Genomic DNA, 12,240 nt, shown 5'->3' on the forward strand with positions numbered 1-12,240 from the left:
GGGCCTATGCACCTCCAAGGAGCATGCGGGCCTCGCCCACCAGGGTGATGGAGCCGGTGACCAGCACTCCGCCGCCAAAGTCCGTCGATGCCTCGGCGCGGCCCACGGCCCACTCCAGGGCATCGTCAAGGCGTTCGGTGACAAACAGGTCCTCTTCGTTGAATCCCGCTTCCAGCGCCATGTTGGCCAGCTCGCCGGCCGGAATGGACCGAGGGGAGTTGGACTGGGTGATGCAGATGTCCTGGCTCAAATCCAGGTACGCCTCGCGCAATTCGGCCAGCATTGCGCGGGCGTCTTTTTCGGCAAGTATCCCGATGACCAGCACCAGCTTGGTGAATCCGAAGGACTCCTTCACCGCGGCCGCGGAGACGCGGATGCCCTCGGGGTTGTGCCCGGCATCGAGCAGTACTGTCGGCGCTTTGCGGATCACCTCGAGGCGTCCGGGGCTGGTGACCGCACCGAAGCCCTCGATGACCAGATCGTGGTTCAGCTCCGTGCTCCCTCCCCCGATGAACGCCTCCACGGCGGCCAGGGCTACCGCGGCATTTTGCCCTTGGTGCGCTCCGTGCAGCGGCAAAAGAATCCCGGGGTAACGTCCGGCGATGCCCTGCAGGTCAAGCTGCTGGCCTCCAACGGCAACGGTGCGGTTTTCGACGCCGAACTCGACGCCCTCGAATCGGTAGGGCACCTCGGTTTCCAGTGCCCGCTCCAGAAGCACCTGGGCCGCGTCGGCCGGCTGCGCGGAGGAGATGAGGAATCCCCCGGGCTTGATGATCCCGGCCTTTTCGCCCGCGATCAGCTCGGTGGTATCGCCCAGCAGGTCCGTGTGGTCAAGGGAAATCGGGGTGAGGACGGCAACTTGTCCGTCCCCGACGTTGGTGGCATCGGTGATCCCGCCCAGGCCGACCTCGATGATCGCGACGTCCACCGGGGTGTCTGCGAAGATCGCGAAGCCCAGGATGGTCACCGCCTCGAAGTAGGTCAGCCGGTTCTCCCCGGTGGCGGTGAGCTCGTCGTCGACGATTCGAAGGTAGGGCCGGATCTCGTCCCAGATCCGCACGAACGTCTCGTCATCCACCGGTTCCCCGTCGATCCCGATGCGCTCGGTCACCGAGACCAAGTGCGGGGAGGAATAGCGCCCGGTGCGCAGGTCGTGGGCGCGCAGCAGTGCCTCGATCATCCGGGCGGTGGAGGTCTTGCCGTTGGTGCCGGTGACGTGGATGATCGGGAACGCCTTGTTCGGCTCCCCCAGGATCTCCATGGCACGGCGCATCGGCTCCATGCGCGGCTCGATCTTGTTTTCCGGGGCGCGTGAGAGCAGCTCGGCGTAGACGCTCTCCACCGAGAACCGGTCAAAGGTGTTGCTCATGCGTGTGGCTCCGATGCATTGGTCTTGCCCTGGGCGGTGGCTACCGACTCCACGGTGATCTTGGTGTCGGCCCCGTTTTCGTTCGGTTCAAGGACCAGTCCGGTGGTGAGAGTCTCGGACTTGATCAGGGCGGCGTTGGCTTGCAGCGCCGCCAGGGTGGCGGGGTCGGCGTGGATCACAGTGCGGATGCGGTCGCTGACCGCCAAATCCGCGTCCTTGCGGGCCGACTGGATGGCGCGGATCGTGTCCCGCGCCAGGCCTTCGGCGGCGAGTTCGGGACTCACCTCGGTGTCCAGGACCAGGAATCCCCCTCCGGGCAGCACCGCCGCGGCGATCGACTCCTCGCCCTCGGTGGCTTCGACGACGGTCTCCAGGGTGTATTCGTGGTCTTGGAGTTCCAGGGACCCGGCGGTGACGATGCCGGCCTCGCTCGTTGACCAGTCCCCCGATTTGGCACCCTTGATGGCGAGCTGCACGTTCTTACCCAGCCGCGGCCCGGCGGCCCGGGCGTTGACGACCAGGCGCTGGCTGATGCCGTATTCGGCGGCGTTGGCTTCTGCCGCATCGATCAGGGTCAGCGATCGAAGGTTCAGCTCGTCCTTGATGATGGTGGCGAAGGTGCCGGCCAGCGCGGCGGCGTTGGGCACCGCGACGCTCATCCCGGCCAGCGGGAGGCGCACCCGCAGGTTCGCGGCCTTGCGCAGCGAGGAACCGACCGAGGCGATCTTCCGGGTGGTTTCCATCGCAGCGACCAGCTCCTGGTTGCGTCCAAAGGCCTCGGCGTCGGGCCATGGCTCCAGGTGCACCGAGCGTCCCCCGGTGAGCCCGCGCCAGATCTCCTCGGATGCCAGCGGCAGCAGCGAGGCCGCCACGCGGGTCAGTGTTTCCAGGGCCGTGTAGAGGGTGTCGAACGCGCCAGGGTCCTCGTCGAAGAAGCGCTGGCGGGAACGGCGCACGTACCAGTTGGTGAGCGTGTCCATGTATTGGCGGATGGTTTCCGCGGCCTCGGAGATATCGTAGGCATCCAGGTGGGCCCCGGCCTGCCGGACCAGGTCCCCGGTCGCGGCGAGCATGTAGGCATCGAGCGGGTCGGACGAGGTGTAGGTGTGCTTGGCCTGGTACCCGGCACCGGAATTCGCGGCGTTGGTGTACAGGCAGAAGAAATGCCAGACGTTCCACATCGGCAGCAACACCTGGCGCACGCCCTCGCGGATGCCTTGCTCGGTGACCACCAGGTTGCCGCCGCGAAGGATCGGGGAGGCCATCAGGAACCAGCGCATCGCATCGGCGCCGTCGCGATCAAGGACCTCATTGACATCCGGGTAGTTGCGCAGCGACTTGGACATCTTCGCTCCGTCCGAGCCCAGCACGATGCCGTGGCTGATCACGTTCTTGAACGCCGGGCGGTCAAAGAGCGCGGTGGAGAGGATGTGCATGGTGTAGAACCAGCCGCGGGTCTGGCCGATGTATTCGACGATGAAGTCCGCCGGGTGGTGGGTGTCGAACCATTCCTTGTTCTCGAACGGGTAGTGCGCCTGGGCGTAGGGCATAGACCCGGAGTCGAACCAGACATCTAGGACGTCCTCGACGCGGTACATGGTACCCGCGCCGGTGCAGCCCTCGTGGGCCTTGGTGAGCTCGTCGATGAACGGGCGGTGCAGATCCGGCTCACCCCCGTGGTTGAGCGGCAGGCGGCCGAATCCGGCCTGGATTTCTTCAAGCGAGCCGTACACCTCGCGGTGTGTGCAGTCCTGGGCGTCGCATTCCCACACCGGGATCGGGGAACCCCAGTAGCGGTTGCGCGAGATCGACCAGTCACGGGCGTTGGCAAGCCACTTGCCGAATTGGCCGTCCTTGACGTTGCCCGGGATCCAGTTGATCTGCTGGTTCAATTCCAGCATGCGCTCCTTGACCTTGGTGACTTCTACGTACCAGGAGGAAATCGCCCGGTAGATCAGCGGGGTGCGGCAACGCCAGCAGTGCGGGTAGGAGTGCACGTAGGAGGCTTGCTTGATGAGACGCGCATCGGACTTCAGGACGTTGGTGATGATCTTGTTGGCTTCAAAGACCTGCACTCCGGCGATCTCGGCCAGCTCCCCGCCCTTGAAAAGCGGCAGGAAGTTCGCACCCTCGTCGATGGAGAGGATCACCGGGATGCCAGCGGCCTCACAGATCTTTTGGTCCTCTTCGCCGTAGGCGGGGGCCTGGTGGACGATGCCGGTGCCGTCAGTGGTGGTGACGTAGTCGGCAACCAGCAGCTGGAATGCATCTGCGGTGTCGTAGGCATCGATATCGGTGAAGGTGTCCCACAACGGGGTGTAGCGGATCCCGGCCAGCTGCTCACCGGTGTAGTGTGCGGTGATTGCCTCGGCGGCCGATGCCTCGTCGGCGTAGCCGAGGTCTTTGGCGTAGGAACCCAGCAGGTCCGCGGCGATCATGAAGTCGCCGTTGGCCGCCGATGCCTTTACGCCGTTCTCCCCGGCGGGCACCACCACGTAGGTGACCGAAGGGCCCACGGCCAGGGCCAGGTTGGTCGGCAGCGTCCACGGGGTGGTGGTCCAGGCCAGCGCCTGGACCCCGGCGAGTTCCCTGGAGATCTCGGTGTCCCCGGCCAGCAGCGGGAAGGAGACGGTGACCGTCTGGTCCTGGCGGTCCTTGTAGACGTCGTCGTCCATGCGCAACTCGTGGTTCGACAGCGGGGTCTCGTCCTTCCAGCAGTAAGGCAGCACGCGGAAGCCCTGGTAGGTCAGGCCCTTGGTGTGCAGCTGCTTGAAGGCCCAGATGACCGATTCCATGTACTCGACGTTAAGCGTCTTATAGTCGTTCTCGAAGTCGACCCAGCGTGCCTGGCGGGTGACGTACTCCTGCCACTCATCGGCGTACTTCATCACCGAGGTTCGGCAGGCGTCGTTGAACTTGTCGATGCCCATGGCCTCGATCTGTTCCTTGTCCGTCATGCCCAGCTGCTTCATGGCCTCAAGCTCGGCCGGCAACCCGTGGGTGTCCCACCCGAAGCGGCGCTCGACGCGGTGCCCGCGTTGGGTCTGGTAGCGGGCCACCAGATCCTTGACATAGCCGGTAAGCAGGTGCCCGTAGTGCGGCAGGCCATTGGCGAAGGGGGGTCCGTCATAGAAGACGAATTCGTTGGCTCCCTCGGCACCGGCATCGCGGGTGTCAATGGAGGCTTGGAAGGTCTCGTCGTTCTTCCAGTAGGAAAGGACCCGTTCCTCGATCTCCGGAAAGCGGGGAGAGGATGGCGTCACGCCATGGGGGTCGGTCGAGGCCTTGGGGTAGCTGGTCATCTGCGGCAGTCCTGGTGATCGAAGGCGCATGCATGCGCTTAGGCGTTCTCCAAATACAGGGGCGAGTACGAAGCAAATCGGTCGCTCCATCTCGCGGTACCACCCCGCTTGCCAGGTTCGGTCCGGATTCCCGGGCGCTTCCTGGCCGCTCATTGACTGCTGTGACGGGCTTACCCGCTCGGGTCTAATGCGGTGTCGCCCGCGTGCTTGGTGGGCTTGCCGTTCTTCCGAGGACTCGCCGGTGATTGCCGGGTCAACGTCATGCTTTATCCAGTCTAGCGCCCCCGGGCCCCGAAGGATCAACCCGGCCGGCCGCTTTCCAGGTACTCCTTCGAATGTTCCGGCCGGAAACACTTCGCCGTTGGGCGCCAACACCACCGGGGCTCGCCGTGCGCCCTGTGATAATCCCGACATCGATGCACCTTCCTCCGGCACCCCGCAGCGGGTCGAAGAGCGGCTTTCACCTGCCCAGCCCAAACGCGCCGCAGACCGAGAACGACCATGGCGAAACCCTCGCCCTCCACCCGCAGCGTCGCGCACAAACACTACAAGGGAGGATCATGCAATAATTTCGTCTATCGGTTATTGATAACGCTACCTTTAGTCAGCAGCACCTCGTCCAGGCGCAGAGTTCCGGATGGCACCACCACCCTTCGAACCAGCGCCGAACCCCGTGACACGGGCTCGCGCCGGAGAACTGGAGCACTTGATGAAACGCGGAATCCAACTCATCGGCGGTGGGGCAATCGCGCTCATCGCACTCACCGGTTGCTCCGGGCTCATGGGCAGCGATGAACCGGCTGCCCCGACAACCCAGGAAGCCCCTGCCAGCCAGGAATCCGCCCCAAGCGCCGAGCCCACCGCGCAGGCCGGGCCTGGCACAGCCTCCGCAGACGCCTCCGGGGAAGCGCCCACCGTCGAGTCACTGGGCACTGCCCTTCTCACCCAGGACTTCACCGTTCCCGGGACCAAAGACAAGGTCGAGGCAAGCATCTATTCGCTAAAGGTCCACGGCGAGATCATGGAACTGACCATGACGATCACCCCGCACTTCCCGGACGCCCCGGCGGACGAGCCCCTGAGCTACTACACCGTCCTGAACGAAACCGCCCAGGGCCCCAAGCTCCTAGACCGGGAAAACCTCAAGGAATACAGCACCGTGAAGGAGCCCAGCTCATCGGGCCTCTCGACGCTCAATGACACCCCAATGCTTTGGACCGGGTGGTACTCCGCTCCGCAGGACCCCATCGACACCATCGACATCAAGGTGATGGACGGGGTTCCGAGCTTCCGCAACGTTCCGGTGACCCGATGATCGCCCAACTTGCCGTTGCCGCGCTGCTGCTGGCTTCGGGCGGCTGGACCCCCGCCCCGGAGGCCCCGCCGGTGATCCCCGCCAAGGACCTTGCCGCCTCGGTACACACCTACGACCTCGAATCCTCCGTCTTGGCGTTGGACACCACCGATTACCGCGGCGGCAAGAGAATAATCTCGCTTTCCAGCGACATCCTCTTCGACGTTGACGAATCGGACCTGCCCGCGGCGGCAGGGGCACAGATCAAAAAACTGCTTGCGGATGTACCCAAGGGGGCAGGGCTGGCCATCGGCGGCCACACCGATTCGCGCACCGGTGCGATCCCCAACAAGGTACTCTCCACCGATCGCGCAAAGGCCGTGGCCGCACTGGTGAAGAAGCAGCGTCCGGACCTCGAACTCAGCGTCAAGGGACTGGCCGACACCCAACCCGCGGCCCTCGGGGACCAGGAAGACGCGGAGAACCGGGCCAAGAACCGGCGCGTTGAAATGATCTACGAGGGCTAAGGGCCCCGCCCCGGAAGAGGTGCCGCCACATCCACGCCTATGGCGTGCCTCCTTGGCCCGCACGTAGGCTGGTGGCCACCCCCACCAGCCCGAGCCACCAAGGAACCGAACCCCCATGAGCAAGAAGCCGACCCCAGGAATCTGGACCTACCTCGTCGAGTCCGGTGACTCGCCAGCGGAAGGGACCGCCCTGGGCTCGGGCCTCGACGCGGGGTTCGACTTCGCCGTGAAGGCCAACATCGAGGTCGCGGGCCTGCCCGCCAGTGCCGGCAGCCCGGTCTTCGACGGCTACCTGCCGCTGGCGGACTCCCCCGTGGTGACAACGTTGAAGCGGCACGGCGGACGTCTTGCCGGGCTGACCAACATGCATGAACTCGCCTTCGGCATCACCAGCAACAATTCCGTTTTCGGCCCGGTGCCCAACCCCTTCGATCCGCTGCGCAGCGCCGGTGGTTCCAGCGGCGGCAGTGCCGCTGCCGTGGCAGCCGGGCTGGTCCAGGTCTCGCTGGGCACCGACACCGGCGGATCGGTATCGATTCCCGCTGCTGCCTGCGCCGTGGTGGGGTTCCGCCCCACCACCGGCCGCTGGCCCGGGGCGGGGACCATTGGGCTGTCGTGGTCCCGTGACACCGTCGGTGTCCATGCCCGCAGCGTCGCACACGTAAGCACCGTCGATTCCTGGCTCACCCACAACGGGCAGACAGGCCTCGAGGCAAAGGCCCCGGTGTTGGCGGTCCCCACCACGTTCCTGCTGAACCTGGATCCATCGGTCGCAAAGCGCTTCCAGGAAGTCCTGGCAACACTGAGCAAGGACTACGAGGTCATCGAGGTTGACCTTGACCAGGTGTTCGCGCAGACCGACGCGGCCCAGTGGGATCTCGTGGGCTGGGAGGCCCCGCGACTGCTCGGTGCGCACCTGGCCGCAGCGGAGAACCTGTCCCCCACAGAGGCCTGGAAACAGGTCGTGGCCCGTGCGGCCTCACCGGATGTGCGCACCGTCCTGGCTGGATACGAAGCCGATCCTGTCACTGCCGACGCCTACGAGCAAGCCGTCGAACTGATGGATACCGCCCGCGAAAACCATGCAGCAATTATGGCCGCTGCGGGCATCGACGCGTTGGTTTTCCCGACGTTGCCGTGCCTTCCGACTCCCATTGGCCAGGACCACATCGTTTCGCATCTCGGGAGACAGGTCCCGGTCTTCCCGCTTCTCACCCGGCATGTCGGCCCGGGCACGGTACTGGGAGTACCGTCTGTGACACTTCCGGCCGGCTTGAGCGACGACGGCCTGCCCGTGGGGATCAACTTGCAAGGATTCGCCCACCAGGACCGGGGTCTGCTGGGCATTGCTGCCCGCGTGGAAGCGCTCCTGGCAACAACGATGCACGCATAGCATAAGAACCACCCTAGGATCCGCCCCAAATCGATGCCTTGCCCTCCCCTGCCCGTACATCGCTTCCCGGGCGGATGGCGACACGTCACGAACCGAACCATGGAGTAGGCACTTATCCACACTTCTCCCCTCGACTCGCCGGCGTCCGAGGTTCCCCGGCCAAACTTGTACCCATGACCAACCAGCCCGAACCCTACGAAGCAGGTTCTTCGACAAACACGTCGACGGGCGCCATGGCCGATGAGTTGCGTTTGCTCGCCGTCTTCAAATCGGGTTTTCGGGATCTCCTGGACAAGGCCTCACGGTCCATCGGTTCCTCCCAGGTCCGTGCCGCAGCATTCGTAGCGCTCACCGAGGACTTGTACAGAATCAGTGGCTACGGCCAGATCCTGGCTGTCGCACGGGCCACCGAAGCCCAACTGCACACCATCACCGAGGCCCCGCTGGCTGAACTCAACAAGTTGCTTGCCGAACCTGCAGCATTTTTAAGCGGTGAACGCGGGCTGCCAGCGGATGCAACGAATGAGCCGAGACGCAAAACCCTGTTCCGCGACGAGGCTGAGTTCTTCAAGAACCAGCAAAACCTCACCCACTTCCAAGCACTGCACCGCGTTGAGACAGCCGCCAACCTTCTTCCGCGCACCGGTTTCAACGGCCGTGAAGTTGCACCGAAGTTCCCGCAGCTCGGCGCCGTCTTGGGTGAAGGATCTGCAGATCCCAAGACGTTGGCGGTCCTAGCAAAAAAGATCGCAGCGATGGGCCCTGAAATCGAACGTCAACCGGATCCGGAAGCCGTGGCATGGCAATTCGAAGCCGAGCTGGCCGATGCCGCTCGCACACGCAACATCCAAGGCACCGACAAGCTCGTCAAGGACCAGACCCGACGCTTGGAATCATTTGCCGCGGCTCACCCGGAAGAATCCGAATCCATGTTCATCGGCGCCTATTACATGGGCCACAGCCGCAAGGGCTATGAATACAAGATCATCACTAACGCCGAAGGCCACGAACTGCTGGCCACCGCTGCTGATGTCCTCAGCAATCCACGAACCAAGGCAGGCAACACGCCCGTCCCACCGCTTGGCATTCCCGAATGGGCGATCGACCCGGAGGCGCCAACAGAGCGAATCCCGGTCCAGGGCTTCGGCGAGCCCGAAGGTTCTCCCACAGGCGGACTTGGGCTCGAACCGCGCGTGGAAGTCATGGGCGGGGAGACCCTGGCCCAAGCTCGTGCCCGACAGCGCGCCCAGCGCCTGCACCGGTTCTTACTCGACTCGATCCGCAGCGTGACGACACACGACGCGTCTGGTTCCGACGGTCCGCCAAAGCCCGAGGCCGAAGGGAAACATACCGCGATGCCTTTGGCGCCGCAGTTCACCTTAGCCGTCACCATCGACTTCCAAACCCTTGCTGGGCAGCTGAACACGACCGGAATCACGGACCACGGACTATCGGTTTCAGCGCAGGATTGCCGTCGGATCGCCTGTAACGCGAGAATCCTCCCGATCGTTCTTAACGGGGACGGGGTTCCGCTGGAACTCGGTCGGACCAGACGATATTTCAACCGAGCGCAACGACGTGCCATTGCGGTACGCGACAAGGGATGCTTCAACCCAGGGTGTTCAATGCCCGTGAACCGGACGGAGGCCCACCACCTCGATCAGTGGAGTGCCGGAGGACGGACCGATGTCTCGCGCGGCTGCCTGCTGTGTGTGCGTTGCCATGTGGCGTACCACGCCGGACATTTCCGCATCACGATGATCAAGGGTTTGCCTTACGTCATCGCGGCGAAATCGACCGATCCTTCACAGATTCCAAGACGCAACTGGATCTTCCATCCCATGGCCGATGCACTGGCTGTTTAACCATCCCTTGGCATGCGCCGGAGCCTGGACCCCAGCGAATCTTGGATACCCGACCGCACGGGGCTGCTTCAGGTCTTGGCGGTGTCACCCAAAATCGTGATTAGTTCCCGATCACGCAGCGCTTGCGGTTCATGGCGTGATGCTCAAAAGCCCGAGGTCCCATGAGACCAGCAAAAATGCCCGGCCGGATACGGTCGAGCATTTTTGCTGGTTCGGTTTCGCGCGGGCCGTTCATCCGCAGCGCATGAGCGGTTGCGCCTGTGCCGAAGGCTAGCTCAGCACCGTGCTTTCAATCTTCCATGCGGTAAGCCGGGGGTATACCCAAAATGAGTAGATACCCAACGTTACGACGCACAGCAGCAACCATTTGAGCCATAGGCCGAAGATTCCCCAGCCCGTCCCGGTGAATTTCAAGGGACGCCCCAACAAATAGGTGTTTTGCGCGCGCCAGCGCTCCACCAGCACCACCGCGAACGGGTAGCAAATCCCCAGCGTCACGACGGTAATCAACACGCCGAGGATCTGGGTTCCGAACCACGTTGCTGCACCACCGCGGAATTGGAACACCTTGGTACCCGGTGAGAGGCTTCCCATCGGTGGGCCGGAAGTCGGTGGGTAGTTTTTTTCGTTGACGTTGATGCTCATGTGTCCCCCATAAGGCAAAGTGACTATTCGATTGCCCTCACGGTATGGCATCGCTCCCCTGCGTTACGTATCGCTGCGGTTCATGACACGGCACTCCAAGGGGTTTGCCCCCAGATGGGATCATGCGAGTCGCTCATTTCGCTGACCGACGGGATCAACGCAAGTTGCCGCGCTACTCCGCGGAACAGTCTCAGTGACGAACATGCCGTCGCCCAGCTGAAGGATTGCCGTCCTCCCGATTCCAGCGCAGCGAATCGCTCATGGCAGGACCGCCCTCTCCGGCAGCGAACGTGCCAGCCGGCCCGGCGGGACGTTGGCAGAGGGCCGCCAATATTCAGGCCAGGTGGCCGATCCGACGTTTCGAAACCACCGGACCCCGAATACAGATGGCCGTCCGCTCTTTCCCGTATGCGGGGTGCCCTACGGCGTTCCATGGGCGAGAATTCGAGCGCGGTCCGGCGAGTGGCTCGCTATCGGTGCAAGGTCTCTGGAACAACGGCGCAATTGTCCGGCTTGCCGGTGCGCGGTCAGCGGACGGCGAACCACCAGGTAGAGCGCACCGCCTGCCCGCCCCGCCAAACCCACAGCGAACCAGGATCCGCCCAGGAACCCATGGAACACCGCCCGGCGAGGAACCGGTGCCGGTGCCGGCGATGTTTCCGCCCGCTGGTTGCTAGGCGGTCTTGCGGATGAGTTTGTGGGCGGCGGCCTGCGCCAGGGGACGCACAACAATCTCATCGAGGTTCACGTGGTGCGGCAGGTTTACCGCGTAGGAGATCACCTCAGCGACGTCGGAGGCTTGCAGTGGTTTTTCCACCCCTTGGTAGATCGCTTCGGCAGCTTCTGCATCTCCGCCAAGCCGGCGCAACGCAAACTCCTCGGTCTGCACCAAACCGGGCAGCACTTCGACGACCCGGACGTTGTGTTCGGCTTCTTCCAGCCGCAGCGCCTTGGTCAGCGCCCGCTGTGCAGCCTTCGCTGCATTGTATCCGCTACCTCCCTCGTAACTGACCTGGGCGGCGGTTGAGGTCAGGTTCACCACGGTTCCTTGGCCTCCGGCGCGCAGCATCGGCAGGAATGCCCGGGTCAGCTTCATCGTGCCCATGACATTGACTTGGAGCATGAACTCCCAGTCCTCGTTTTTCGCTGACCCCACGTAGTCCGTGCCTCGGGCACCGCCGGCGATGTTGACCAGCGTGTCGATCCCGCCCTCGGCCGTGACGCGGGCCAGCAGCGCGGCGACTTGCCCGTCGTCGGTCACATCGCACGGTGAGGGGATGGCGCCTGTTTGGGCCGCCAGGGATTCCAGGCGCTCGGCTCGGCGGGCGACGGCGAAGACCTTCCATCCTGCCGAACGCAGGGCCCGCACCGTGGCTTCGCCGATTCCCGTTGAGGCGCCCGTAACTACTGCTGCATGAAAATTCTGTGGTTGCATGCTCAAATTCTAGCCAGAGCCGTCATCCTTGGACGCCACCGATGCCTCGTCCTGCTGCTCCTGCAGGTACTCCAGCAACACCACCGCGTGGTTGTGCACCTGGTCCTTCGCTGCAAAGAGCAGCACCATGTCCTCGTGTTCCTCAACCAGACCCAACAGCCGTTGGGCACCCTCGAAGGCGCACCCGAGTTCAAGTTCATGCCAGTAGTTGTCGCTGAATTCGCCGAAATGCTCGGCCTTCCGGCGGAAAGCGACGCGCAGTTCCGTCGAGGGGGCAGCATCCTTGGCCCAGTCATCGAGCCGCGCCCGCTCCCTGGCCAGTCCACGCGGCCAGAGCCTGTCAACCAGCACCCTGAAGCCACCGTCCGGATCGTCATATGCGCGCATGATGCGGAAACTACCCATGCTTG

The 12,240-nt window shown here is 64.0% G+C and carries 9 protein-coding genes; 4 read left to right on the plus strand and 5 right to left on the minus strand.

Annotated elements, in window-relative coordinates:
* Positions 1–4: 4 nt before the first annotated feature.
* Positions 5–1,369: a bifunctional folylpolyglutamate synthase/dihydrofolate synthase gene (locus ABEA12_RS18360; protein ID WP_210100970.1), complete on the minus strand. Its 1,365-nt coding sequence runs from the start codon at positions 1,367–1,369 to the stop codon at positions 5–7.
* Complete coding sequence (gene ileS, locus ABEA12_RS18365; protein ID WP_210100971.1) at positions 1,366–4,671, minus strand: isoleucine--tRNA ligase; 3,306 nt, start codon at positions 4,669–4,671, stop codon at positions 1,366–1,368. Before ileS ends, ABEA12_RS18360 begins: the two co-directional genes overlap by 4 nt.
* A gap of 709 nt (positions 4,672–5,380) precedes the next feature.
* Between ileS and ABEA12_RS18370 the strand changes: the two genes are divergently transcribed.
* From ABEA12_RS18370 to ABEA12_RS18385, 4 genes are all read left to right on the plus strand, one after another.
* Entirely contained in the window at positions 5,381–5,986 is a 606-nt protein-coding gene (locus tag ABEA12_RS18370; RefSeq protein WP_210100972.1) for a flagellar basal body-associated FliL family protein, read from the plus strand.
* A complete protein-coding gene (locus tag ABEA12_RS18375; protein WP_210100973.1) occupies positions 5,983–6,492 on the plus strand; it encodes an OmpA family protein in 510 nt (169 codons plus the stop codon). The genes ABEA12_RS18370 and ABEA12_RS18375 overlap by 4 nt, the downstream gene beginning before the upstream one ends.
* 115 nt (positions 6,493–6,607) lie before the next feature.
* The gene (locus ABEA12_RS18380) at positions 6,608–7,885 is read left to right on the plus strand and encodes an amidase family protein (RefSeq protein ID WP_210100974.1); all 1,278 of its coding nucleotides are present in this window, start codon (positions 6,608–6,610) and stop codon (positions 7,883–7,885) included.
* A gap of 173 nt (positions 7,886–8,058) precedes the next feature.
* On the plus strand, positions 8,059–9,750 hold the full coding sequence (locus ABEA12_RS18385) for an HNH endonuclease (RefSeq protein ID WP_210100975.1): 1,692 nt from the start codon (positions 8,059–8,061) through the stop codon (positions 9,748–9,750).
* A gap of 270 nt (positions 9,751–10,020) precedes the next feature.
* Here ABEA12_RS18385 and ABEA12_RS18390 read toward each other — a convergent pair whose 3' ends face one another.
* From ABEA12_RS18390 to ABEA12_RS18400, 3 genes are all read right to left on the minus strand, one after another.
* Positions 10,021–10,395 carry a DUF898 family protein gene (locus ABEA12_RS18390; RefSeq protein ID WP_210100976.1) on the minus strand — a complete coding sequence of 125 codons (375 nt, stop codon included), beginning with the start codon at positions 10,393–10,395 and terminating at the stop codon, positions 10,021–10,023.
* Positions 10,396–11,068: 673 nt separating this feature from the next.
* Entirely contained in the window at positions 11,069–11,830 is a 762-nt protein-coding gene (locus tag ABEA12_RS18395) for an SDR family oxidoreductase (RefSeq protein ID WP_210100977.1), read from the minus strand.
* Positions 11,831–11,839: 9 nt separating this feature from the next.
* Positions 11,840–12,235: a DUF488 domain-containing protein gene (locus tag ABEA12_RS18400; protein ID WP_345469231.1), complete on the minus strand. Its 396-nt coding sequence runs from the start codon at positions 12,233–12,235 to the stop codon at positions 11,840–11,842.
* Positions 12,236–12,240: the final 5 nt, after the last annotated feature.

Origin of the sequence: Paeniglutamicibacter antarcticus, from assembly GCF_039544305.1 — a bacterium.
Lineage (GTDB): Bacteria > Actinomycetota > Actinomycetes > Actinomycetales > Micrococcaceae > Paeniglutamicibacter > Paeniglutamicibacter antarcticus_C.